The organism is Moheibacter sp. (genome assembly GCF_049672845.1).
GTDB lineage: Bacteria > Bacteroidota > Bacteroidia > Flavobacteriales > Weeksellaceae > Moheibacter.
The window spans coordinates 272,754-298,627 of record NZ_JBATWT010000023.1; the positions used below are offsets into that span (position 1 = coordinate 272,754).

The window sequence follows — 25,874 nt, forward strand, 5'->3', positions numbered from 1 at the left end:
TAGATTAAAAAAACGCTCAAATAAATTTGAACGTTATAAAAATTCAAAGTTCAATTTAATTAATTTCAAAAGTCACTTTCAAAGTAACCCTGAATTCCGAAATATTTCCATCTTTGACCGACATACTCTGCTCTTTTACCCAAACAGATTTGATGTTTTTGACGGTTTCAGAAGCTTTTGCTACTGCAATTCGGGAAGCGTCTTCCCAACTTTTTTCTGAACTTGACATAAGTTCAAGTACTTTTAATACAGCCATTGTTTTTGATTTTTAGTTAGACATTTAATTTAATTGAGGATTACAATTTAACTAAAAAATGCCGGAAATCAAAATAAGAGCTTAATCAGATCGTTGACTTTTGAAACCGTTTCGACCCTAATCTGGAAGTCATTTCTCTTGATTTTATTATACTTCGAAATAAAAATCACATCATAACCCAATTTTTCGGCTTCCAAAATCCGCTGTTCTACACGATTCACTGCACGTATTTCGCCGCTCAATCCTACTTCGCCCGCAAACAAACAATTATCGGGTAAAGTCACATCCATATTGGAAGACAAAATAGCGCAAATCACCGCTAGATCAGTCGCGGGGTCATCAATGCGGATTCCGCCGGTTATATTGAGGAATACATCTTTTGCGCCCAATTGAAATCCGGCGCGTTTTTCCAGAACCGCCAGCAGCATATTGAGTCGTTTGGTGTCAAATCCCGTAGCCGAACGTTGGGGCGTGCCATAAACGGCCGAACTGACCAGTGCCTGAATTTCAATCAACATCGGACGGACGCCTTCCAGGGTTGCCGCGATGGCATTTCCGCTGAGGGGTTCATCTTTTTTGGAAATCAGGACTTCTGACGGGTTTTTCACTTCGCGGAGTCCGCTGCCCATCATTTCATAAATTCCCAGTTCGGCAGTGGAGCCAAAGCGGTTTTTCTGGGCGCGAAGCAAGCGGTAAATATGGTTCCGGTCGCCTTCAAACTGAAGTACGACATCCACCATGTGTTCCAAAATTTTCGGTCCGGCAATTACGCCTTCTTTTGTGATATGTCCGATGAGAATCACCGGTGTATTGGTTTCTTTTGCAAATTTAATGAGTTCCGAAGTGGTTTCTCTGATTTGTGAAATGCTACCGGGCGAGCTTTCCACATATTGTGTATGCAAAGTCTGAACAGAATCCACCACGATTAACTGCGGTTGGATTTCCTGTGCATGTCGGAATATTTTCTGGGTATTGGTTTCGGTCAGAATGTAACACTGATCGGTATGAATTCCGATTCTTTCGGCTCTTAATTTGATTTGCGAAGCCGATTCTTCTCCCGAAACATAAAGTGTTTTCACGTTTTTCAGATGAAGTGCGATTTGCAACATCAGGGTGGACTTCCCTACACCTGGTTCACCGCCTACCAGCACCACCGAACCGTTGACGATGCCGCCACCCAGTACGCGGTTTAGTTCTTCATTGAGCGTATCGATGCGTGTTTCGCCGGTTTCGGAAACTTCCTTTATGTTTTGTATGCTCGGCTTTTTGGAGTCGTCGGATTTCCATGTTTTTTTTTCTTCGCCTTTGTCGATTACTTCCTCGGCAATTGTGTTCCATTCGCCACAGGCTTTACATTGGCCCATCCACTGGCTGTATTGAGTGCCGCAATTCTGGCAATAAAAAGTAGTTTTGACTTTGGCCATAAAATCTTTCTGATTGAATAAGATTCAAAGGTAATTAAAGAAATTTGTTCCTGAAATTCTGAGGGTTTATTATCTTTAAGATTAAAATATAAAAGATGAAGAAAACAGAACCGAAGTCCCAAAATGGATGTTTGTTTAATGTTCTGGCAGTGGCTGCGAGTATTTTAATTTGTTTTTATACGAGTTTGATTTTGGCCAATACGTTAAGTTCTGTCTGGGACATCGAAACCGGCGGAAGTATATTCATAGGAGAAAGTGAATTTATAAGTTTTTTTCTGTTCTATCCGATTGTGACTTCTGTATTGGCGCTCATTGTTTATTTATTACGAAACAAATTAAAAGCTATTTACCGTTCCGTACTTATTAGCTTGTTGGTTCAGTTTATAATTGCACTGATGATAATAATCTTTTTTAGTGCGCTTTAGAGCTTCGTGTTTTCCCTATGAAATAAATCGCCAAAAATCCGAAGATTAAAATCGAAATAATTTGTGCGAAATAGAGCATCAGTCCAAAGTAATTTCCAACTACTCTGCCTTCTTCTGCCGTTTGTCCTTGTGTGAGATAAATCGCAGCAAAAGCAATGCTCATCACATAAGGATAACCCAATCCGCCGACTGCGGGAAGTATCATGCCCAAAGCGCCGGAAACGATTAAGAAAAATCCTTCTCCCAGTCCGAAATGGGAAGTTTCGGGAAAGGCAAAAATCACTACATAGGTCATCAAAAAGTAACAAAACCAAATAGCGAAAGAATAAAATATGAAAAGCCAGCGCTCTTTTAAATGTAGAATTGATTTAAATCCTTCCCAGATTCCTTTCATGAAAACTTCGATTTTTCGGTAGAGGCTAAATCCTTTTAAAGTTTTGCGGAAAGCGAGTAGGACCAGAAAAATCAGAATCAAAACTCCGAAAGCGATGCCGTATTTTCCCAGTTCGGGTTTTTCGGTAAAAGAGAAAAAGGAAAAAAGGGTTTCTGCATTGAAAATCAGGGTGAGTCCGAAGAAAATTCCCAAAAAGATAACATCGATTACTCTTTCCAGTACGATGGTTCCGATGGATTTATCGGCCGGTACTTTTTCCATTTTGTAAAGAGAAGTTGCCCGGGCAATTTCTCCGCTTCGGGGAATGGTAAGATTGGTGAAATATCCGAGTGAGATAGCCCAGAAAGCACTTTTGGTTTGAATTTCATGTCCGATGGGTCCCAGCAGGAGTTTCCATCTTGCGGCACGAAGCCAATAGGAAAGGATGCTCAGCACCATAGAAAGGATGAACCAGAAATAATTAGCACGGCGCGCGGCTGATTGGAGTACGTTAAAATCAGTTTGTCTGAGTGTCAGCCAGATAAATATGACTGCGAGAAGGGCTGCAGCAATGATAAAAACAAACTGGCCGATTTTGGACTTCATTAATCCAGCCTGTTGGTTTCTTCGTTGGGAAATATGATGGTCGGCTTGAAGTTTTGAGCTTCTTCAATTGTAGCCAAAGCATATCCGATGATAATTATAGTATCACCGACCTGAACTTTTCTTGCAGCAGGACCATTGAGGGTAATTTCTCCGGCGCCACGTTTTCCTGCGATGGTATAGGTTTCGAAGCGCTCACCGTTCTGAAGATTTACGATATGCACTTTTTCTCCCACGATCATTTTGGCGGCATCCAGCAAATCTTCATCGATGGTAATGCTGCCGATGTAATTTAAATCTGCACCTGTAATTTTTACGCGGTGAATTTTTGAACGAACAATTTCTATCATCATAACGGGGCAAAGGTAAGCAGTTTTGAGAAAATCTGTTTTAATTTAAAGACATATTGTCAATCAGGCGGATATCACCGGCAAAAGCAGCGATAAATCCGCGTATTTTCACTTCTTTTTCGACTTCTGAAACCGGAAGTAAATGGGCTTCATCGGCAATTTCAAAATATTCTAGTTCCAGATGTGTTTTTTTAAATTCTTCCGAAACAAAGGTTTTGGTTTCTGCTACGGTATGATTTTTCAGAAAGGATTTAGCTTCTGAAAGAATTTTATTTATAATGACTGATTCTTGACGCATTTCGGGTGTGAGCCGCATATTTCGTGAGCTCATCGCCAGTCCGTCTGACTCTCTTTTGATCGGAACCGGAATGATTTCAACCGGCAAGTTAAACTGTTTTACCATTTCCTGAATGATTCTGAGTTGCTGGAAATCCTTCTCACCGAAATAAGCCCTGTTGGGTTGAATGATTTCGAAGAATTTTTTAACCACTGTGGCAACGCCGTCAAAATGTCCCGGCCGGAATTTCCCTTCCATCTGATTTTCCAGTCCGTGGAATTGAAAAGTTTCGGAAATCTGTCCTTGCGGATAAATCATTTCGACCGAAGGGATGAAAACCGCATCTGTACCCGCAGATTCCAGCAAGGCTATGTCGGTTTCTTCGGTTCGCGGATATTTTTTCAGGTCATCGGGATTATTGAACTGAGTGGGATTAACAAAAATACTTACGATGGTAAAGTCGTTTTCTTTTTTGGATTGATTGACCAATGAGATATGTCCGTCATGCAGGGCGCCCATAGTCGGTACAAAGCCAATTGTTTTGTTTGATAACTTCAAATTGGTGATAAAGTTTTGGGCTTCTCCCGGTTTTCTTAAAAGAATCATTAATTGGTGTTAAATTAATCTAAAACAAGGCAAAAGTAATATAAGTCCACTAAATCTAGTATAAAATTCGTATCTTTGTGCACTATTTCAAGAAATTAAAGAGTTTGGATATGGATGGAAAGCGCATATTGTATGTAACTACAGAAATGATTCCTTATTTTCCTGAAACCCCGATGTCACAGCAGTCTTTACGCATACCGAAAGCCATGAGTGATAATGGCGCGGATGTAAGGATTTTTATGCCAAGATTTGGGGTGATAAATGAAAGAAGACATCAGTTGCATGAGGTAATTCGGTTGTCGGGTATGAACCTGATTATTAATGACATGGATCAGCCTTTGATTATCAAGGTTGCATCGGTTCCGGGAGAGCGTCTGCAGGTTTATTTCATTGATAATGAGGAGTATTTCAAACGTAAGGCTGTGTATTCAGACAAAGACGGGAAATTATTTTCAGACAATGATGAACGGGCGATTTTCTTTGCCAAAGGGGTTCTGGAAACAGTTAAAAAACTAAACTGGAAACCTGATGTGGTTCATGTTTTGGGTTGGATGTCCAGTATGGTTCCGGCTTATTTAAAAGATTATTATGCCGAAGATTCTTTCTTCAACGAAGCGAAAGTTGTAGTTTCTTTGTTTGATAATCAATTTGATGGAGAATTGAGCAATGAGATTTCCCAGAAACTGGCATTTGACGGAATCAATGGTGATATTTCAAATTTCCTGAAAAAGCCTGATTTTGAAGCCATAAATTTATCTGCTTTGAAATATGCGGACGCAGCGGTGAAAGGGGAAGAATTCATTCCTGAGTCCATTAATAAATATCTGCAGACAGAAAATATTCCGGTTATGGAGTATTGCCCGGAAGAAGGAATCGGGGAAGCGTACAATATCTTTTACGCTGAAGAGTTAATGAATGAAAACTTATAAATAATTGATGAAAAGATTTTTCAATCTGGTTGCAGTAATTCTTCTGTGTGCAACTGCTTTCACGGTTTTTTCCTGTGAAGATGATATTTCAGATGTAGGTAGCGGTTTGTTGGATAGTGGCTCATATGCGAGTGTCCAATACGTAGATATCATTTCTTATAATACTAATAACGACTCTATCCGTTCAGACGAGCAGGTTTTACAGAGCGGCGTGCTGGGTGTTTTTGAAGAGCCGGTTTTCGGACGTACGAAAGCCCGTTTTATTACTCAGGCGAGAATGACAAGTTTCAATCCTGATTTCGGTGAAAATGCTGAAATGGATTCTGTGATTTTGTCCATTCCGGTTTATTATAAATCCGATGAATCGGATGTAGAAATCGATACTACTTATATTTACCTGGGTGAAAATGAATCGCCAAGTGATACGGCAACCATGCGGATTTCCAGAACTTATAAACTGGATTCAATCTATGGGAAGACCGATTTGCAAATGACGCTTCAGGTAAGAGAAGTAGCCGAATATCTTTATTCGCAAGATTCAATTTATTATTCCAATTCATCCATTGCACCTTGTCAGGGATGTCCCAACATCAATCAGATTGATGTTTTTCCCAATGTGATAGGTTCAGGAGTGGTTAAGAATAAAGTGACTACTCATCAGATTAAAAAGAAAAATTCAACATCGACAGATATACCGCCGATTGCATTTCAGATTAAACTGGACAAAGATTATTTCAAACAAAAATTTATTGATAACCAGAATTCGTCTGATTTGAATGATAATTCTGCCTTTATCCGAAACTTTTTCCGCGGAATTGAAATCAGTGTACTGGAAGACCAGGGATTTATTTTTAATTTCCAGCCGGGTTCATCGGCCTTCAACCTGATTATGTATTATCATTATGATAATCCCGAGGAAGGAGAGGACGAACCGGAACATCTGGACAAAATGTATGGATTGAGTTTTGCTTCGTATTGGAGCGCACCTCAGGCGGGATATAATGTTCAGGTCAATCAGTTTGATCACAGCAACCGAAGTGTTCAGTTTGTAAATGCTTATACAAATCCAAATACAACCCAGGGAGATTCCAGACTTTACCTTGCCGGAATGGACGGAACCAAAACCGTGATTAAAATCGATCAGGAACAGCTGAATCAAATCAGACAAAATGTTTTGAACAATGATTGGGCGATAGTAGGCGCGGAGCTGAATTTGTACATTGACGACAGCCACAACCTGAAAACACCGCCTTATTTGTTTGCGTGGAATAATTACCGTGATGGAGATTCTTGGAAAAACATTAATTTCCCGGATATTTCATCGTTCTACAACAGTTATCCACTTTCAGTTCAATTCAATCCGATGTATAATTATGCAGATAATCCTAAGATGTACACCATCAGAATTACAGATTATATCAAGGATATTGTAGAGAAAAACGAAATATATGAAGACGGCTCTGTTGTACTGAGCATGGGTAATTTCCTTTTGAGCCCATCTAGCAGTTATACAGGTGTATTGAGTACGACCGATCCATTTCTTAATAACAGAAGTTTTAACCCTTACAGGGTAGTATTGCACGGAAGTAATTCCGAAAATCAGGATAAAAAATTGCGATTAAAAGTTTATTACACTCAAAAATAATCTAAAACTATGTGTGGAATAGTTGGTTACCTTGGGCATAGAGAAGCCTATCCTATTATCATAAACGGGTTAAAACGACTGGAATACAGAGGATATGACAGTGCAGGACTTGTTATCATCGAAGATGAAGATTTTGGTTTGGTAAAGACCAAAGGAAAAGTTTCAGACCTGGAAGAAAAGTCAGGAAGTCTGAATAACGGAGCCACCATCGGAGTAGGACATACGCGTTGGGCCACTCATGGTGTGCCAAACGATGTGAATTCACATCCGCATTTGTCAAATGACGGTAACATCGTTTTGGTTCACAATGGAATCATCGAAAACTACGATACCATCAAAACCGAGCTGATGCAGAAAGGTTTTGTTTTTCATAGCGAAACAGATACCGAAGTTTTGGTAAATCTGATTCAGTATTTCAAAAATTCTGAAGATTTAACCTTGACCGAAGCGGTAAGATATGCTTTGAATGAAGTCATCGGTGCTTATGCCATTGCCGTTTTGGAGAAACATAATCCGAATGAAATCGTAGTAGGGAGATTGGGAAGTCCATTGGCAATCGGAATTGGTGAAAACGAATTCTTCATTGCGTCTGACGCTTCTCCATTCCTTCAGTTTACGAAGGAAGCCGTTTATTTGGACGATGGTGAAATGGCGACGGTCACTCTGGGTAAAGAAGTTGATATCAGAAAAATAAAAGATAACCTTCCGGTGACGCATGCCGTACAGGAACTCCAGTTAAACCTGGAAGAAATCGAAAAAGGAGGTTATGAGCATTTCATGCTGAAAGAGATTTATGAGCAGCCCAAATCCATCCGTGACACTATGCGCGGACGTCTTTTGGTGGACGAAGGCATCATCAAAATGGCTGGAATCTGGGATCATCAGGAACGTTTCCTGAATGCCAAACGAATCATCATTGTGGCTTGCGGAACTTCTTATCATGCCGGGCTGGTAGCCGAATATTTAATCGAGGATTTGGCGAGAATTCCGGTGGAAGTGGAATATGCTTCTGAATTCCGATACAGAAATCCGATTATCAATAAAAGAGACATCGTAATCGCTATTTCCCAATCTGGTGAAACGGCCGATACGCTGGCGGCGCTGAAACTTGCCAAAGAAAAAGGTGCTTTCATTTACGGAATCAATAATGTGGTGGGTTCGTCCATTGCGAGAATTACAGATGCCGGTTCTTATACGCATGCCGGACCTGAAATCGGGGTGGCATCGACCAAAGCCTTTACCGCTCAGCTGACGATTCTTTCTTTGATTGCTATCAAATTAGGAAAACACAATGGTAACCTGAGTAATGAAAGATTCAATGCACTCATCAGTGAACTGGATGGAATTCCGGAACTGGTTCAGGAAACATTGGAATCTACCGCAGAAAAAGTAATCGAAATCTCAGAAATTTATAAAGACGCTCCAAATGCGCTTTACCTGGGAAGAGGTTATAACTTCCCGTCGGCGCTGGAAGGAGCTTTGAAGCTGAAAGAAATTTCCTATATCCATGCAGAAGGTTATCCGGCTGCAGAAATGAAACACGGACCGATAGCATTGATCGACGAAAATATGCCGGTGGTGATTATCGCAACCAAAACCGGTCATTACGAAAAAGTAGTGAGCAATGCACAGGAAATTAAGGCGAGAAAAGGACAAATCATCGCTGTGGTCAACAAAGGCGACAGTGAAGTGAGAAGAATTGCGGATCATGTAATTGAAATCCCGAATTCTTCTGAAGAATTCAGCCCGATTTTGGCAGCTATTCCATTGCAATTGTTGTCTTATTATATCGCAGTTAAATTGGACCGAAACGTGGACCAGCCGCGTAATCTGGCGAAGTCTGTAACCGTAGAATAAGTAAAATAATCAGAAATAAAATATCAAGGTAAATCCTCTTCTGTTTCGGAAGGGGATTTTTCATTTTCATCCATTTCAATCAAAATCTCTTCCTGTTTAGCAGGCAAAACCCAGGTTTCATCCAAGTCCCATAAAACCCGGACATTGATCAGAGACGGATAAACAAAAGCCTTTTCGGGTTGTTTTTTGGTAAGGAAATCTCCGGTATCCCAAAAACCGTTTTCGTTTTCGTCCACCAAAATTTTGAAATAATAATTTCCTGCTGTGAGATGATTGTAGTCAAATTCTATTGCAGTGGTATATTTTTCATCCAGAATTTCGTCTTTATCATTCAGTAATTGAATCCAAAACGGATGTTCCGGTTTGTTTTGCAGGCGGAGTTTGAGATTCCCGAAATCGTTTCGGGTTCTGGTTCTGAGGTCAAACTGAATTGTATCATTGGTTTTGCCAAAGAAATCGCTAACGGCATCGGGCAGAAGTTCCACACGATAAGTGGAGGAAAGTTCAACCGGAAAATCAAGCGTAAAACTGTTTTCATCTTTCAAATCAGGAATCAGCCGGACAGGAAGTTCAAGGGAGTCTTTTAAAACCGTCACCCGAGATGAATCCAGATAGACAACCGGATAATTAGCAGTAAATCTGAGCTTTCTTGAAGGTGCAATTTCCAGTTTGGATTTTCTGTCAAGCGAAAGTTTATGTTGCTTTCCGTTTGAATAAACCACCGAAATCGTATCGGTCTGTTCTTGATGTTTTACTGCGAAATTAATTCTTTTGGAATTTTCTGCGATGGAATCCACTGCCGGATTGAACCAGAAATTCAGGGAATCACTTTTGGGTTCATAAGAAATTTTAGACGTATTAAATTCAAAGTCAACCGGTTCTATTTCAACCGTTTCTGGTTGTCCGTTGAAACGAAAAACGATATGACCATATCCTTTTTGTTCGGCTTTATCGGCACGATAAGGTGGAAGCTGATTAAATAATTCAATGTTTATTTCCTGATTTTCAGTTAATTCTACATGATTATCAATAAATCCGAATTTTTCTTTTCCCAGGTCAAACTGCATATTCTGAACTTCATCATCAAAGGCAATCATCTGGTATTTTCCGGGACGCAGATAATTCAGGTTAAAATTATTGGCAGAATCGAGGCGTGAAACATAAAAAGGTTTTTGCCGGAAAACAATGCTGTCATTATAAGTTGAATCAATATTAAACAAAGCCACAACCAGATTTTGAGGTTGTTTTCTAAGCCCGGGAATGTTTGCTTTCCCCGAAATCTTCAGAGAATCAATATAATCTCCGGTCGAGAACACATATTGGAAATAAGAGAGTTTATTTCCTTCATTATTGTCCTGAATAGCATTCCCGAAATTGATGTTGTAAGTAGTGTTTTCCTGCAAAGGTTCATTGAGTTGAATACGGAGAGAGCGGTTGGCTGAACCAACCGGTGCAAAAGTAGCAGTGCTGCCCAAGGGTGGCGAAACTACAATATTCTGATTGGGTTCTTTCAGGAGGATGAATTCATCGAAATCGATTTTTATTTCTTTGAGGTTTGTAGGTACATTCAGTGAAAGTGTATCGGGATTTGCACTGAGAAATTTAGGTGGTTCGGTGTCTTTGGGTCCACCACTTGGCGTTCCTTGTCTTGCACAGGAAAAAAGAATCAGAATACTAAAAATAATTGTTAAAAACCGCATAATGAAATTCTGCTGCAATTTAGTCAAAAATCAATTTAGTGGGAGTGGCATCCTGAATTATTGGCAATAAAAAAGCTGCCGGTTACCCGGCAGCCTTATTCAAAATTAAAATTATCTTATTTTTTAACTAATTTTTTAACCACAGTTTGTTTTTCACCTACAATCTGAAGCAAATAAGTGCCGGTTGGCAAAGATTTGATGGAAACCGGATTTTCTGCAAGTGAATTATTCAGATTCACTTCCTGAATTAGTTTTCCGGACATATCCAGAATCACAACTTTCTGAATGGTTTGTTTCGTTTTGTTGGCAATTACCACTTGATTATCGGCAGGATTCGGATAAATGCTTATCAGATTGCTGAATCCGGCATCGGAAGTACCCATCAGTTCATCGACCGTTACTTCAAAAGTACAAGTGGCGGTATTGCCCGAACTGTCCTGAACTGTAAATGTGATGGTATGTGCACCGATTGCAAGTTGAGTTCCCGGCGCAGGATTTTGGGTTTGATTTGAAACATCCGAACAGTTGTCAACTGCAGTCACAGCGCCATCTGCCCAATAGTCAGGAAGAGTGTAAGTGGCTCCCGGCTCTACCTCAATGGTGGTATCTTCCGGGCAGATGATTTCCGGTGCTACATCGTCTGTTACGGTTACATTGAACGAACAGGTTGATGTATTGGTTCCGTCGTTTACTTCAAAAGTATTAACAGTAGTTCCTACAGGAAATTCGCTTCCTGACGGAAGTCCGGCGATTTGTGTCACCACAGGACTTGGTGTATAAATACCTTCGATTTCAATGTTGTCTATCCAGATACCGGTATTGCTGACACTGATGTCGCTGCCCATTCTCCATCGGAACATCAGATTTTGTCCGTCAAAGGAAGAACTTAAATTGATTTCTACCGGGATAAATCCGTTTGAGTTTCCTGACCAGGCTTGTCTTCCTGGTAATGGATTGCTAAATCCTGTGCTCAAAGTACTGTTGTAAGCCCCTGTAACAAAGGTTCCACCTCCTGATAAAATATCGGACCAGGTAGATCCGCCGTTGGTTGAATATTCCAGAACGGCACCGTCATATCCGCTTTCTGAATTATAATAAATATCGAATTTCAATTTTGGAGACGAACTGTCTATCAGATAAGAAGGAGAGGTAAGTGAATTCAGACTCACCGTCGAAACATCAGCTGCAAAAACTGAATTCGGACTGGAAGAAGATTGTGTGCTTACGGTCACCCAGTTATTGGTTGCCCCTGTCTGATTACTTGTAGTCCAGCCATCGGGCAGGTTAGGAGTTCCCACTGAATCAAAGTTTTCACCGTTTGCAAAGGTACAGGTAGTCATAGCTGCCGGCATTGCGTAGTTCACAATCGCCGAACAGGCATCACTGCTTGCCGAAACTTCAATATCTGCAGGGCATTCAACCATCAGACCCGGTGTAACTTCAATCTGATCTGTATCAGAAGAAGGAGGTGCGCAGGAAGTTTCAGGAACCGAATAGGTAATGGTATGAACGCCTACTCCGGCTGCAGCAGGATCAAATGTATAGGTCATACCGTTTCCGTCGTCGGTCACACCCGGCCCGCTGTAAACACCGCCCAGAGGTGTTCCGCCTGATAGTCCTGTCATAACGGGCGTTTCTATACATACATCATTGGGTGCGATAAATTCAGCTTCGGCAGAAGGTGTGTCAAATGCTTCCACTCCATCGTTTGTGCTGCCTGATGAACCCTGGCTTGCACTTACGCCCAATCCTCTTCTGGCAAAAACATCCCAGATGAGACATTGATTGGCACCGCCATACAAAAGAAAATCAGCTTCCAGAATAGCATCTCTACCGTCCACAAATCCGGGACTGCAAGGTTGTAGTTTCAGTGCTTCTACAACCAGTGTCATGGCAATGTTGTTTCCGCCAGTTCCATTATAAATATCGGCATCAAAACCATATTCGTCGATCAAAGCCCAGGTGAGATCCCACAACATTACAGCCCATACGCTTCCTACTCCGTGAGGAACGGCCGCAGTCTTGATGCTATTGTACGTATGCGGATTTACGGTCATATCGGTCGAATATTTATAAGCACGGATTCCGGGTCCGTTTGGTCCTTGTCCAAATAAATAGGTTCCGATTCCGCGGGCGTCAGTTCCCTGATCACCTTCTTGCATGGTGAGCATTAAACCGAACCAGTCACTCCAGCCTTCTCCCATTTGTTCATTGTTCCAAAGACAACTGCTCGTTGCAGGTCCTCCTGTCAGACGGGTAGAAATTCCATGACCGTATTCGTGGGTAATTACCACATTATCAAAATCCCCGTCTTTGTTTCCGCAGACATACATCTGCATCGTAGGATTGCTTCCGTCGGCAGGTGTAGCGAAGTTTGCGTTACAGGTTCCGCTTCCATCCTGAGCTTCTGCTCTTACGTAGTCGTTACCAAGTCCGCCGTTTCCATAATTGTTTTGCTGAAAGTTTCCGCTTACTTCATCAAATCCATATTCATAAAACACATCGTGTATGATATTGTTCCAATAAAACAAATTGGTGATAGCAGCAGCTTCGTATGGTGTGCTGTTTGAATAATTCTGATCAAAGGGATAATCAAACACCAGCGAAGAGCCCGGATTGGGCTGGAATCCCTGATTATTTCCGTCTTCATAGGCATTTACATTATTTCCCCTTGTGGTGGTATACTCGGGTCCCTCTACACCGTTGGTGTCATGCCAGCCAAAAGGAGATGCATTTAAATTCACTGCATCATCGGCTGATACCAATGCCCGCGATCCGAAATAAGGACTTTCCACTGGCATTGGGAAAACGTTATAAACGCCCGTCAGCAAAAGAGATGAATTTACCTGCGGCATGTTTTCCTTGTGATAATGCCAGGTTTCATGGTTTTCCTCATGTGTATGCCCGAAATCACAAGAGTTGACGTAACTTCCTTTGTTAAGTACCTGTCCTGTTGAAGCACTGACACGTACCTCATACCATTCGCTGATTTGCATGGCTTCAATGGACAGAGTCCAGGCCAGTTCGAGCTGACCATCGTCGGTGAGTACATAAACCAGTCGCGCCGGGATATTGCTCAGAGCGAAACCTCCGTTGCTGAGAAGTGTTTTTCTGTCAGGAGTAAAATCCTGTGAAACCACGCTGAAGGCGCCCGTTGCTGTATAGCCCAGATGAGCAAAGGCAGCTCCGGCAGCCTGTGCAGCTGAAATCTGTGGTGAGGTTGCTGCGTTTACAGCACGTTTTTCGAGGCTGTTTAAGAAGCTGTTTTTGACCGATGAAATCTTTCCGTCACTTGAAAGATGTAAGGAAGATTCGGTACCGATGATTTCAAGATCATTAAATTTCTGACGCATATATATATGCTGTGCACCGCTTTTTTTGCTTCTGTGAAAATCAGTGAGTTCATAAGATATGTCACCGCTTGAGAGGATTTTACCTTGTTCGGATTTTTGTATTGCCTGACGAATTACACTGTCATCCGGCCGGCTGGAAATCTGAGCAAAAAGGCTCGATCCCGTCAATACAAAACCCAGGAAACTGAGTCTAAATAAATGTTTTATCATATGTGATGTTAATTAAAGATATGCTAATGTAGAGAAAAATTTAGTAGAAAATTTATTTTAAGTTTCTCAATTTCAAATCTAATCTGCATTCAGGTGAAATTATATTCTATCGTGATTGTCAGAAATTCGGCAGGTCTTAAGAGGGAAATTCCGGCTTTTAAAATTAATTTTCCTGCATCAATATCGCTCTGACTCATGGTTTGATTGAGACCACAACGAACGTAAAAAGCATCTTCGGGTTTTATGCCTGCCAGAGAACCGTTTCGCCAGCAGAGATACAAATAATTTTGAATCACTGTTTTTAGCCCCATCCAGAGAGGAACGTCATTTGCTTCTTTAAGAACCCATGCAGTGGAATTCATGATATTTTTATGAATGAACATTCTGAAACGGGTGACGTTGATATATCTCCATTCGGCATCGTTTCCTGCGAGCGTTCTTCCACCCCAGACCCGGATTCCCCGACCCGGGAATTCTCGAATTGCATTGATGGACTTTCCCGAAATTAAATCCACATTAAGCTTTTCCTGTTCCCTGGCTGTAATCTGTCGGCTGAGATCCCAGACTGCGCTGAGCGAGAGGCTGCTAGGGGATTTCCAGACTCCCCTGTTTTGGTCGTTCTGGCAGAATATACCCGCAACTGCTCCTGAAGGTGGGATTTCAATGACTTCTTTGCGGTAACGGTAATTTGGAGTGGTCGAATGAATTTGAAGCCAAGGCGTATAGGCAGCGCCGTATTTTAAGTTTTGGGTTCCCAGATGTTGCCGGAAGTTTTCAATGCCTTCCCAGAATCCCAAATCATCGGTATGATTTTTTATGTCAAGGATGCAAAAACGATGGAGGTGCTGACTGCATTTTGTCAAAGCATATCTTTGAACTTCTCCCAGGTCTGAATCACTCAGGCAAACTGCATCGGGAAAGAGAACCAGACTGATTTCGTTGATTTTATCGAGTTCATCCAAAGCGGACTGAAATGCTGATTTATCGGGTTGGGAATTGAAGTCGCCAAGCGAAATTATATAGCAGGGATTTCCGCCGTTTTTAAAATAAAGTTTGAGCGAATGGTAGAGATAGAATACTGGATTTGATTTGATTCTTTTTTTGGAAATTCCGCCGAAAATTGATTCAAATTCGGCGATAGAATTTATTTTCAGAGGGTTGTTTATCAGTGTGTTACTTGATTTTTCAGTGATTTCTGTATAGCCTATAAATGCAGGTACGGCTGAGGCCTCTTCTGTCACAGGGGATGAGAATCGAGGTATTTCTTCCGTGTATATACCTGGAGAATTGAGTTTTGCCATTAGAGAGAGTTTTAGAGAGGTGTAAGTTACTTATAAATAATGGATTGAATGTTATTTGCTTATGATTTCAGGGTAATTTATTATGATTTTAAAGAAATTTTGTAAGAAGCAATTTCCATTTGATTATGCCACTCTATTCGCCTATCTAAATCAGAAGTTTCACCTATGTAATAAGTGTCCAATTCTGTTGAATATATGATATAAACCCAGTGCATATAAATAAAAAAAGACAGCTGATTTAGCTGTCTTTTGCTCCCCCTCTTGGGCTCGAACCAAGGACCCTCTGATTAACAGTCAGATGCTCTAACCAACTGAGCTAAGGAGGAGTGTTCCTTTAACGGACGGCAAATATAGAACGGAAATTTTATACTTGCAAGAAAAATTTTAATATTTTTTATGTGCCTTTTATCAGGTGAATTATATCGTTTCCAAATACCAATGCCATTAACGACATAAGGATTACAAAACCAGTGATTTGGGCTATTTCCATGGTCTTTTCGCTCATCTTTCTTCCGGTGATCATTTCGATAATCGTAAACATGGCATGTCCTCCGTCAAGTGCCGGAATCGGTAATAAGTTCAAAAACGCCAGCCAAATCGAAAACATAGCCGTGAAATTCCAGAAACGTGTCCAATCCCATTCAGGGTCAAAAACTTTGAATAGTCTTAGCGGTCCGCTGATTTGTTTGTAAGCCTCCGTTTTTGGACGGATTAATAATTTGAATTGTTTAATCTGATAAGCAAGATTGGTGAAAGTCTTATTCAGTCCGGCTGGAATCGCTTCCAAAACTCCATATTCGCGGGTAACCTGCAAACCTTTCAGAAAAGATTCATCGACTCCTTGTCTGCCAAATCCAAGTGAAGCAGAATCTGAAACCAAAACCGCAACTTCAATTTTTTCTCCGTTTCGGACGATGTCAAGACGGATTGAATCGTTTTTATGCGTATCCAATGTCTTTTTCAATTCTCCGAAATTATTAATTGCCATATTATTGATTCCGATGATTCGGTCATTTTTCTGAACACCGGCTTTTAATGCATTTCCGTTTGGAATCAAGGAATCCACAATAATTTCTTTGGGTGAAGGCATATAAAGCCCTTGTCCTTTGGCGCCGTTCAGAATGGCTTTGATACCACCGTCATTAATATTAATCGGAACTTCCTGGCCATTTCTTTCTACCATCACTTGTTCGGCCAGAAGAATATCCACGACCATCCAGTCTGCGCGTGGCTGATGTTTTCCGTCAACCGTCAGGATTTTATCTCCGTCCTGAAATCCGGCGTGTTTCATAGCTTCGCTGAATTCGAGTCCGTTTTCCTGCATTTTGTCGATGGAAATATAATTATCACCATTCACAGCCAACATCACTGTATAAATCAACCAGGCAAGGATGAAATTTACAAAGATTCCCGCCAGCATGATGATGAGTCGTTGCCAGGCCGGTTTGCTACGAAATTCCCAGGGCTGAGGTGGTTTTTTGAGTTGCTCTTTGTCCATGCTCTCGTCAATCATTCCGGCAATTTTCACATAACCACCCAATGGTAGCCACCCGATTCCATAAACCGTTTCACCGATTTTTTTCTTGAAGATTGCAAATCCGGGATCAAAAAACAGCATGAATTTTTCTACCCTTGTTTTAAAATATTTAGCTGCCCAGTAGTGGCCTAACTCATGAAGTGTCACCAAAATGGACAAACACAAAATCAGCTGGACAACTTGTATAAAAATCTCTTTCATTGTTTAGTCAAAATAAGTTGCGAAATTACGCTTTTTAAAGTTTACGCGAAATTATTTCCATTCCAATGTTTCAATCAGGTGGATGACATCCCTTTTTAGATATTGAATTGCCGGCTGGAGTGAGTCGTATTGTGGTGGTGTTGAGAAATAAATGGATCCGCTCAATAAATTCTGAAGACTATCAGTGGCATGAAACTGCAGATTAATGGCTGACTCTCCTCCCAATTCAAACAAAGTTCCATAAACTTTCTTCTCGTCAAAAATAAATTCCCGAGGCGCAATATAACTTGCCTTAGCGGTTTGTTCCTGAACAAATTTTTCGCTGTCCTTAATTTTTATTGCGAGGTCTTCCTGATCTTTGACCGGAAAATAAGTCAGGTAAATATTGGCTTTCATATCTGGATAATGAAGCACAAACCAGCAAGGATTATTTTCTTTGTCTCTTTTTTCAGCCTGTTGTGAGTAGTCAAAACTAAATCCGCAATGGGTATCAAGATTTTTGTAAACCGGCTCCGGATATTCAAGCCTTACATGACCTATGGGTTTTAGGTTATAATCCTCCTTGCATCCGACCAGCATCGTCAAAACCAACATTCCCAGTATAATTCTCATAGAAAACATGGATTAGAAAGGCAAATCATCTGTCTCATCCATATCGGCCGATGGCGAAGAAGATTCCTGCTTTGGAGGTTGATAAGCTGAATTTGTTTCGTTTTGGGGAGAGTTGTATTCACCTGATCCTGAGCTTTTTGGAGTGAGGAAGGTGAACTCACTCACGATTATTTCGGTTGTGTAACGATCCTGACCGTTTTGATCCTGCCATTTTCGGGATTTCAGTTTGCCTTCTATATAAAGTTTGTCGCCTTTTTTTACAAATTTTTCGAAGATTTCGGCTACTTTATTTCGGACTATTATATTGTGCCATTCGGTTTGTGAAACCTTTTCACCTGTTTCGCGTGAAGTATAACTTTCGCTCGTGGCGAGCGGAAATCTTCCTATTTTATTATTGTCATCAAACTGATGGATTTTCACATCATCACCTACATTCCCGATGAGAATTACTTTGTTTAACGTTCCGTTCATATTTCTTCTATTATCAAAAACGAATTAATTTTTCAATTGTAAATATACAAAACGCAAAGATAAATCATTGCGCCGCATTTTATCTTAACGAAATATTCAGATTTTTTTGTCCAGATATTTTTCCATCGGCCTTGGTAGCGGAAGTTGGTCAAGTTCAGCGAGCGAATAAATCTCTGCTTTCAGCTTTTCAGCGTGATTTTGGAGTTCTTCTTCTTTGGTTTTGGTTTTCCAAAAGGTGATATTGAGTTTCTGGTGCGTGAGAATGTGGATTTCTTCGTGTGTTTTTTCAAAATTAATTCCGGATGAAATCATTTTTGGAATCGACTCGTTTTCAGATAATTCTATAAGCGGGAAAGTGAAAAGATTTTTCCATACATCTTTTTCTTCCCGTTTCGTCATCAGGAAATTTTTTCCGTCAGAAATTTCCATAAAATGGAAATAGCGCTGGCTGACTTTGGTTTTCTTTGTTTTAACGGGCAATTGAGTAATGGTTTTTTGCGTCAGGGCTTCACAGGATTCATTTACCGGACATATTTCACACTTTGGGTTTACGGGAAGACAAACCGTTGCGCCCAGTTCCATCACGGCCTGATTGAAGTCACCGGGTTTTTTCGGGTCGATGATTTCGTTACCTAATTGGAAAAAATAATTTCGGGTTTTGGGTTGGGAAATATCGAGATGAATGTTGAAATACCTCGAAAAAACCCTGAAAACATTCCCGTCCACTGCCGAAACTGCTTCGTCGAATGCGATGGAAGCAATAGCTGCTGCGGTGTAAGGGCCGATTCCTTTCAATTTTAAAAGTTCTTTATAATTGTTGGGGAATTTTCCCCGATGATTTTCCACAATAAATTTTGCCGTTGCATGCAGATTTCGGGCACGGGAATAATAGCCAAGTCCTTGCCAAATACGTAAAACGTCCTGCTCTGAGGCAGCTGCCAAATCCTGTATGGTGGGATAAGTTTCTGTGAATTTCAGATAGTAATCAATTCCCTGAGCCACACGAGTTTGTTGGAGAATAATTTCTGAAAGCCAGATTTTATATGGGTCAGAATGAGTTCTCCAGGGAAGATTTCGTTTGTTTTTGTCAAACCAAATCAATATCAGGGAGTTAAAAGTCATAAATATGATTAGAATTCTTTTTTTGTTTTACTACAAATGTTATATTTGCACCCGTTTCAAACAAACTGTTTAAACTTAGTTGTTGATTTTTAAGCAGTTTAAGGGTTAGCAAATTTAGCAACAAAATATATTTAATCATGACGAAAGCAGAAATTGTGAGTAACATTTCTACTAAATTAGGTTTAGAGAAAAACGAAACTCAGAAAGTAGTTGAACATTTTATGGAGGAAGTGAAAAATTCTTTGGAGTCCGGGGAAAATGTTTATTTAAGAGGGTTTGGTTCATTTACCATCAAAAAAAGAGCTTCCAAAACTGGACGCAATATTTCAAAAGGAACTTCAATTGTAATTCCTGCACACAATGTACCGGCATTTAAACCGGCCAAAACGTTTGTAGAAAGCGTTAAATCAAAAGTTAAAGTAAAATAATTAGAATATGCCAAGCGGAAAAAAAAGAAAAAGACATAAGGTAGCAACGCACAAACGCAAGAAAAGACGTAGATTGAACAGACATAAAAAGAAAAAATAATCTGTTTGATTACCTTAAGAACAGCATTTTCCAAATCCGAAAGAATTTGGAAAGTGCTTTTGTCGTTTGTTTCATATTCATTTAAAATTAAATAATGAATAAAGAATTAGTTGTTTCCTCTGGACAAGATTTCGTGCAGATTGCCATGTTGGAAGACGGTCGGCTGATGGAACTCCATCATGAAAATGTCGATCTGAATTTTGCTGTAGGGGATATGTATCTTGGCAAAGTCAAGAAGCTTGCACCCAGCCTGAATGCCGCCTTTGTGGATATTGGATATTCCAAAGACGCATTTTTGCATTACCATGATTTAGGTCCAAATGTGCGATCACTCATTACCTATACCAATCTGGTAAGTAGCGGAAAATTTAAATCAGCCAACCTGAAATCCTTCCGAAAGGAAGAAATGATTAAAAAAGATGGAACGATTGACAAAGTGGTTTCTGCCGGCGACAGCATTGTGATTCAGATTACCAAGGAACCCATTCATACAAAAGGTCCACGGATTACTTCTGAAATCTCTATTGCGGGACGTTATCTCATTTTGAGTCCGTTTTCCGATAAAGTTTCGGTTTCTCAAAAGATTAAGTCCAAAACAGAAAGAGATCGTTTGGTCGCTTTGGTGGAGAGCATAAAGCCTGAAGGTTTTGGGATTATCATCCGTACGGTTGCCGAAGGTAAAAAAGTGGCCGAACTCCATGCCGACTTGAATTACCTGATCAATAAATGGCAGGTGGTTTTCAAAAATATTCAGAAAAAAGTGGTTCCTACCAAACTTCTGAATGAAATGGACAGAGCTTCAGCGATTTTGCGTGATACTTTCAACGAAGATTTCGTGAAAATTACAGTGGATGATGAAAGCCTGGCAGAAGATATGAAAGAATATCTCAATGTCATTGCGCCGGGTAAGTCGGATATTGTGAAAATAACTCCTCCGGGTGATATTCCATTGTTTGAAAAACTGGGAATTGAAAGACAAATTAAGTTTTCATTTGGGAAAAATGTAACCATTCCGCAGTCCAAAGGTGCTTATCTGGTAATTGAACACACAGAAGCACTTCATGTGATTGATGTGAATTCGGGAAATATTTCCAGAAGTTCAAGTAATCAGGAGGAAACGGCGCTTGCGGTCAATAAAATTGCGGCTACTGAAATCGCACGTCAGCTCAGGTTGCGTGATATGGGCGGAATCATTGTGGTTGACTTTATTGATATGACCAACAATGAAAACAAACGTGATCTTTATGAGCATCTCAAAGCCGAAATGCAGAAAGACAAGGCGAAACACAAAATCTTACCACCGAGTAAATTTGGTTTGATCCAAATTACGCGACAACGTGTGCGACCGGAACTGAATATAATTACCACAGAAGAAAATCCGAATGCTGACGAAAAAGTAGAAGCACCGATTATTCTGATTGGTAGAATTGAGCAGGTTTTGCGCAATATAATGGAAACGAAGGGCAAAAAGCTGAACGAAATTTCCCTGCATGTCCATCCGTTTGTGGCGGCTTACCTGACCAAGGGGATTCCGAGCATCAGACAGAAATGGTATGTGAAATATAAAAAATGGATTAAGATTGTCCCGAGAGATTCTTATAAATATTTGCAATTCAATTTCTTAAATAAGAATAACACTTTGCACAACGAGTCAAATTAAAGTCAAGAAAGGATAAATTTTCAGATTTAATTTCAAGATGAGTTATTTTTTCAGTTAATTTGCCACAAATTTAAAATGGAGCCGAAAAAAGATTTATTGAAGTGGCAGTGGCCGTTCTTTTTTATATTTTTTGTGATCAATTTCACAGGGCTGTTGGCTGTTTCCTATTATGGGAAAGATGAGCTTCATTTATTTTTCAATCAACATTACCACAATAGATTTTTTGACGTTTTTTTCAAATACTATACGGACGTAGCTACAACTTATGTTTTGATTGCAACCTTGATTTACATTATTTGGAAAAAGAACTGGCGTCATTTTGTGTTTTTGGGAAGTACAGCGCTTCTTTCGAGCATTGGAAGTTCGATTATCAAACGATCTGTTTTCGTCCATGGACATCGTCCCACGTACTATTTCGAATTAAAAAACATAAAACTTCGTCTCATTGAAGGCGTGGAATCCCAGATTCCTTATACTTTTCCTTCGGGGCATACCGTTCTTGCGGTTATTTTGTGTTTCTATCTTTGTACCCAAACGAGGAATCGTACCCTACAAGTAATTATCTGTATGATGATGGGACTTGTAGCCATCGGAAGAGTATATCTTTCAAAACATTTTGTCATTGACACGGTGGGTGGCAGTTTCCTTGGATTGTTTTTTGTTATTTTGGGCTATTACCTTATCTGGGATTGTCCCAACACAAAACTTGACCGGAAAATCATTCCTTCAAAATAATTTCTTCGAATTTTCCGCTGATTCATTCAGAAAAGAATTTCTTTTCCATTAATTCAATTCCTAAATTTGAAGCATGAAAGAAACGCTTAAAATCAGCCTGGCTGAATACGATATCGAATGGGAGAACCCCCAAATCAATCTTGAATTTCTAAACGAATTACTTGAAAACCATCATTCGGATTTAATCATTCTGCCCGAAATGTTTACAACCGGATTTTCCATGAACTCCAAAAATATTTCAGAACCGGCCTTTGGGAAAACTTATGAATGGATGAAATCTATCGCCGAAAGGGATAATTGTGCGATTTGCGGGAGTGTGGCAACCGAAGACAAAGGTAAATTTCTAAACAGATTTTATTTTGTAACGCCCGAAGGAACGACTTTTTACGATAAGAAACATCTGTTCGGATACGGAAAAGAGACCGAAGCATACACGCCCGGAAATGAAATTGTGAATGTAGAATTCCGCGGATGGAAATTCAGACTGATTGTTTGTTATGATCTGCGTTTTCCGGTTTGGTGTCGGAATACAGATGACTATGATGCGCTGATTTGCGTTGCGAGCTGGCCGATTGTGAGAATTGAACCATGGAAAGCCTTGCTGAGAGCCAGAGCGATTGAAAATATGGCTTATACGATCGGGGTAAACCGACTTGGAACCGATGATTATGATTTGGAATATGACGGAAATTCCAAAGTTTTTGATCCGATTGGAACCGAGAACAAACTGACTTCTAAAAAGAAATTCCTTTTAGAAACAGAAATTTCACTCGAAACGGTAAAAAAATACCGTCAACATTTCCGTTTTCTGAATGACAAAGATGAATTCAAATTAATTTAAAGACAACTTTAGTTCCGGCCAAATTGAAAGGCAAGGCCATAGAATTTACAATTTCCCTGCCCGTCTTCATTAACTACGATTGATGAATTAATTCTTTCTTTCTCACCCTGAAAATTATTGTAGTCTAAACGGATTAGCGTATTTTTGCCTTCTTAATTAAATCGATGAAAAACATTCGTAATTTTTGTATCATTGCGCATATTGACCACGGTAAAAGTACCCTGGCAGACAGATTGTTGCAGATAACCAACACCGTTACGGAACGGGAACTGCAAAATCAGGTTTTGGACGATATGGATTTGGAACGCGAAAAAGGGATTACCATTAAATCCCACGCCATCCAGATGGAATATGAAAAAGATGGCGAAACCTATATTTTAAACTTGATCGATACACCGGGCCACGTTGATTTTTCATACGAAGTTTCCCGATCCATCGCAGCTTGTGAAGGTGCTTTGCTGATTGTAGATGCCGCGCAAAGCATTCAGGCACAGACCATTTCAAATTTATATCTTGCATTGGAGAATGATTTGGAAATCATTCCGGTTTTGAATAAAATTGACCTTCCAAGTGCCAATCCCGAAGAAGTTACCGACGATATTGTGGATTTATTGGGTTGCGCTCCCGAAGAAGTTTTACGCGTGAGTGGTAAAACCGGGGAAGGTGTTGAGCATCTTTTGCATACAATTATAGAGAAAGTTCCACCACCAAAAGGAGATCCCGAAGCACCGCTGCAAGCGCTGATTTTTGACTCTGTTTATAATCCGTTTCGTGGAATTGAAGCTTTTTTTAAAGTTGTAAACGGCGAAATCAGAAAAGGTCAGGAAGTAAAATTCATGGCGACCGGTAAGAAATACGGTGCCGATGAAGTGGGAACTTTAAAATTAAAACAAGTAGAAAAGAAAGTCATCAAAACAGGTGATGTAGGCTATATTATTTCCGGAATTAAAGAAGCCGTTGAAGTAAAAGTCGGGGATACGATCACTTCAGTAGAAAATCCTGCTGCAGAAGCTATCGCCGGATTTGAAGAGGTGAAGCCAATGGTTTTCGCAGGGATTTATCCGGTTGATACAGAGGATTATGAAGAACTTCGTTTTTCGATTGAAAAATTAAGATTAAACGATGCTTCGCTTACGTTTGAGCCCGAATCTTCCGCTGCGCTTGGTTTTGGTTTCCGTTGTGGATTCCTTGGAATGCTACATTTGGAAATCATCCAGGAACGTTTGGAGCGTGAATTTAATATGAATGTGATTACGACGGTTCCCAATGTGTCTTACCATGCTTATACAGAAAAGCATCCCGATAAAATGATGTTGGTAAATAATCCTTCGGAATTGCCCGATCCATCCGGTTTGAACCGGGTGGAAGAGCCATATATCCGTGCTTCTATCATTACCAAATCAGATTTCGTGGGACAGGTGATGACCTTGTGTATTGAAAAGCGCGGAATTCTGAAAAACCAGACTTATCTGACTCAGCACAGAGTTGAATTAATTTTTGAACTGCCTTTGGCAGAAGTTGTTTTTGATTTTTATGACCGTTTGAAATCGATTTCCAAAGGATATGCGTCTTTTGATTATGCTCCTTTGGATATGCGTGCTTCGAAATTGGTTAAAGTTGATATTTTGATCAATGCTGAGCCGGTAGATGCGCTTTCGGCACTGATTCACGTTGATAATGCCTATGGAATCGGGAAGAAGATGTGTGAAAAGTTAAAAGAACTGATTCCAAGACAACAATTTGACATTCCGATTCAGGCGGCTATCGGTGCAAAAATCATTGCGCGTGAAACCATCAAAGCTTTGCGTAAAGACGTTACCGCAAAATGTTATGGAGGAGATATTTCGCGTAAGCGTAAACTTCTTGAAAAACAAAAAGCAGGTAAGAAGAAAATGCGACAGATCGGAAGAGTAGAGGTGCCGCAATCGGCTTTCCTCGCTGTATTGAAACTAAACGATTAGAAAATAAGAAACCCGCTCTTGAGCGGGTTTTGTTTTTATCAATTGGAATTATTGATGAAATTCGATAATTAAATGTCGCCAGGGCGCACTCCATCCAGTACCACCTGCGCTCTCACATGTGATGTCGTTCCATCTGCGATCTGAGCCGAGATTACTATGCTTTACATGAACACAGCCTTCGTTTCCACCTTGATTGTTAGGCTCCCCACCATCAAAATACTCTTCAGTTTGATTATCAATCCCCCAGTTTACTTTGGATTTTTCACCGGTAATCCAGGTAAATTCAGTAAGATTACCGGAAAAGTTAACTTTGTTATAGCCAATCCAGATTGAAGTATTCATATTATAGCTTGTTCCACTATTGTCAATGAGATTGGTTTTGATTGCTTCCCACTCTTCGGTAGAAGTAATCGTGGCAAGATATCCTTTCAATAGTTTGGCGAAATTAAATGCCTGTTCCCAACTAACGGAAGTATCCAGGGAATATCCGCAGTAAGTCTTTGCAATGGCTCCCGTATAGGAATCTGTAAAATCAATACAAGTACGTCCGGTTGAGGAAATCCCATCAAAACTAAAGATTTCAGGTGCTTCAGCAGGAGTTCCTGAAGGAACATATCCCAGGCTGGACGCAAAAATAGTTTGAGAAATGTTCAGAACTACTTCATTGGTAGTATTGTAAAATGGTTCCCATTTCGAATTATTCCAATAATAATTCCGGGCTGAAGCGTGGAATTGGAAGTTGTGTTGAAAACCAGTAAGCCTCTTCTAGGCTCGGCAATTGTGGTAACATCTCTGTCATCCAGTAATGCAATTCTTGGTGCGAGAAATCCCTTGGTACTCTCAGACATATCCAAAGCCGCAGAACTGTGTGGAGGCTACGTATTGATACCTACTTGT

General features: G+C 40.3%; 23 protein-coding genes and 1 tRNA gene. 9 read left to right on the forward strand and 15 right to left on the reverse strand.

The features are described 5' to 3' along the window. Positions 1-55: 55 nt before the first annotated feature. Positions 56-256 carry a dodecin family protein gene (locus WBF63_RS08885; RefSeq protein WP_424369360.1) on the reverse strand — a complete coding sequence of 67 codons (201 nt, stop codon included), beginning with the start codon at positions 254-256 and terminating at the stop codon, positions 56-58. A gap of 68 nt (positions 257-324) precedes the next feature. Then, positions 325-1,680 carry a DNA repair protein RadA gene (gene radA / locus WBF63_RS08890; protein ID WP_424369361.1) on the reverse strand — a complete coding sequence of 452 codons (1,356 nt, stop codon included), beginning with the start codon at positions 1,678-1,680 and terminating at the stop codon, positions 325-327. A gap of 95 nt (positions 1,681-1,775) precedes the next feature. On the opposite strand from radA, the gene WBF63_RS08895 reads away from it, so the two are divergent. After that, on the forward strand, positions 1,776-2,105 hold the full coding sequence (locus tag WBF63_RS08895; protein ID WP_424369362.1) for a hypothetical protein: 330 nt from the start codon (positions 1,776-1,778) through the stop codon (positions 2,103-2,105). On the opposite strand, the gene WBF63_RS08900 is transcribed toward WBF63_RS08895, so the two are convergent. The 3 genes from WBF63_RS08900 to panC are packed head-to-tail and all read right to left on the reverse strand — an operon-like array spanning position 2,092 to position 4,314. After that, positions 2,092-3,084: a lysylphosphatidylglycerol synthase transmembrane domain-containing protein gene (locus WBF63_RS08900; RefSeq protein ID WP_424369363.1), complete on the reverse strand. Its 993-nt coding sequence runs from the start codon at positions 3,082-3,084 to the stop codon at positions 2,092-2,094. The two genes, WBF63_RS08895 and WBF63_RS08900, sit on opposite strands and share 14 nt — an antisense overlap. After that, positions 3,084-3,434 carry an aspartate 1-decarboxylase gene (gene panD, locus WBF63_RS08905; RefSeq protein WP_424369364.1) on the reverse strand — a complete coding sequence of 117 codons (351 nt, stop codon included), beginning with the start codon at positions 3,432-3,434 and terminating at the stop codon, positions 3,084-3,086. The genes WBF63_RS08900 and panD overlap by 1 nt, the downstream gene beginning before the upstream one ends. 37 nt (positions 3,435-3,471) lie before the next feature. Next, positions 3,472-4,314: a pantoate--beta-alanine ligase gene (gene panC, locus WBF63_RS08910; RefSeq protein ID WP_424369365.1), complete on the reverse strand. Its 843-nt coding sequence runs from the start codon at positions 4,312-4,314 to the stop codon at positions 3,472-3,474. A 110-nt stretch (positions 4,315-4,424) separates the two neighbouring features. Here panC and WBF63_RS08915 point away from each other — a divergent pair, with 110 nt between their 5' ends. Genes WBF63_RS08915 through glmS form a run of 3 tightly spaced genes read left to right on the forward strand, consistent with a single transcriptional unit; the run spans position 4,425 to position 8,745 of the window. Next, positions 4,425-5,243: a glycogen/starch synthase gene (locus WBF63_RS08915; RefSeq protein ID WP_424369665.1), complete on the forward strand. Its 819-nt coding sequence runs from the start codon at positions 4,425-4,427 to the stop codon at positions 5,241-5,243. Between the two features lie 7 nt (positions 5,244-5,250). After that, positions 5,251-6,888, forward strand: a complete 1,638-nt coding sequence (locus WBF63_RS08920; protein WP_424369366.1) for a DUF4270 domain-containing protein — start codon at positions 5,251-5,253, stop codon at positions 6,886-6,888. A gap of 9 nt (positions 6,889-6,897) precedes the next feature. Further along, on the forward strand, positions 6,898-8,745 hold the full coding sequence (glmS, locus tag WBF63_RS08925; RefSeq protein WP_424369367.1) for a glutamine--fructose-6-phosphate transaminase (isomerizing): 1,848 nt from the start codon (positions 6,898-6,900) through the stop codon (positions 8,743-8,745). Between the two features lie 23 nt (positions 8,746-8,768). On the opposite strand, the gene WBF63_RS08930 is transcribed toward glmS, so the two are convergent. The 9 genes from WBF63_RS08930 to mutY all read right to left on the reverse strand — a co-directional run bounded on the left by WBF63_RS08930 (position 8,769) and on the right by mutY (position 19,252). Beyond that, positions 8,769-10,472, reverse strand: a complete 1,704-nt coding sequence (locus WBF63_RS08930; protein WP_424369368.1) for an Ig-like domain-containing protein — start codon at positions 10,470-10,472, stop codon at positions 8,769-8,771. An 89-nt stretch (positions 10,473-10,561) separates the two neighbouring features. After that, complete coding sequence (locus WBF63_RS08935) at positions 10,562-14,008, reverse strand: M36 family metallopeptidase (RefSeq protein WP_424369369.1); 3,447 nt, start codon at positions 14,006-14,008, stop codon at positions 10,562-10,564. 89 nt (positions 14,009-14,097) lie between these two features. After that, the gene (locus WBF63_RS08940; protein WP_424369370.1) at positions 14,098-15,309 is read right to left on the reverse strand and encodes a phage tail sheath family protein; all 1,212 of its coding nucleotides are present in this window, start codon (positions 15,307-15,309) and stop codon (positions 14,098-14,100) included. A gap of 80 nt (positions 15,310-15,389) precedes the next feature. Then, the gene (locus WBF63_RS08945; RefSeq protein WP_424369371.1) at positions 15,390-15,524 is read right to left on the reverse strand and encodes a GIY-YIG nuclease family protein; all 135 of its coding nucleotides are present in this window, start codon (positions 15,522-15,524) and stop codon (positions 15,390-15,392) included. Between the two features lie 37 nt (positions 15,525-15,561). Then, positions 15,562-15,635: transfer RNA gene (locus WBF63_RS08950), tRNA-Asn, on the reverse strand. A gap of 68 nt (positions 15,636-15,703) precedes the next feature. Beyond that, the gene (gene rseP / locus WBF63_RS08955; RefSeq protein ID WP_424369372.1) at positions 15,704-17,047 is read right to left on the reverse strand and encodes an RIP metalloprotease RseP; all 1,344 of its coding nucleotides are present in this window, start codon (positions 17,045-17,047) and stop codon (positions 15,704-15,706) included. Positions 17,048-17,098: 51 nt separating this feature from the next. Next, on the reverse strand, positions 17,099-17,659 hold the full coding sequence (gene gldD / locus WBF63_RS08960; protein ID WP_424369373.1) for a gliding motility lipoprotein GldD: 561 nt from the start codon (positions 17,657-17,659) through the stop codon (positions 17,099-17,101). A 12-nt stretch (positions 17,660-17,671) separates the two neighbouring features. Continuing rightward, positions 17,672-18,130: a single-stranded DNA-binding protein gene (locus tag WBF63_RS08965; protein ID WP_424369374.1), complete on the reverse strand. Its 459-nt coding sequence runs from the start codon at positions 18,128-18,130 to the stop codon at positions 17,672-17,674. Between the two features lie 96 nt (positions 18,131-18,226). Continuing rightward, the gene (mutY, locus tag WBF63_RS08970) at positions 18,227-19,252 is read right to left on the reverse strand and encodes an A/G-specific adenine glycosylase (protein WP_424369375.1); all 1,026 of its coding nucleotides are present in this window, start codon (positions 19,250-19,252) and stop codon (positions 18,227-18,229) included. 137 nt (positions 19,253-19,389) lie between these two features. On the opposite strand from mutY, the gene WBF63_RS08975 reads away from it, so the two are divergent. From WBF63_RS08975 to lepA, 5 genes are all read left to right on the forward strand, one after another. After that, complete coding sequence (locus tag WBF63_RS08975; protein ID WP_424369376.1) at positions 19,390-19,680, forward strand: HU family DNA-binding protein; 291 nt, start codon at positions 19,390-19,392, stop codon at positions 19,678-19,680. A gap of 194 nt (positions 19,681-19,874) precedes the next feature. Continuing rightward, positions 19,875-21,440 (forward strand): Rne/Rng family ribonuclease, encoded by a 1,566-nt coding sequence (locus WBF63_RS08980; protein ID WP_424369377.1) that lies wholly within the window; start codon positions 19,875-19,877, stop codon positions 21,438-21,440. Between the two features lie 75 nt (positions 21,441-21,515). Next, positions 21,516-22,175 carry a phosphatase PAP2 family protein gene (locus WBF63_RS08985; RefSeq protein ID WP_424369378.1) on the forward strand — a complete coding sequence of 220 codons (660 nt, stop codon included), beginning with the start codon at positions 21,516-21,518 and terminating at the stop codon, positions 22,173-22,175. 73 nt (positions 22,176-22,248) lie between these two features. Next, positions 22,249-23,016: a nitrilase-related carbon-nitrogen hydrolase gene (locus WBF63_RS08990; RefSeq protein ID WP_424369379.1), complete on the forward strand. Its 768-nt coding sequence runs from the start codon at positions 22,249-22,251 to the stop codon at positions 23,014-23,016. 164 nt (positions 23,017-23,180) lie between these two features. Next, positions 23,181-24,977, forward strand: a complete 1,797-nt coding sequence (lepA, locus tag WBF63_RS08995) for a translation elongation factor 4 (protein WP_424369380.1) — start codon at positions 23,181-23,183, stop codon at positions 24,975-24,977. Positions 24,978-25,025: 48 nt separating this feature from the next. Here the strand turns inward: lepA and WBF63_RS09000 are convergent, their stop codons facing one another. After that, complete coding sequence (locus WBF63_RS09000; RefSeq protein WP_424369666.1) at positions 25,026-25,631, reverse strand: C-type lectin domain-containing protein; 606 nt, start codon at positions 25,629-25,631, stop codon at positions 25,026-25,028. Between the last annotated feature and the right edge of the window lie 243 nt (positions 25,632-25,874).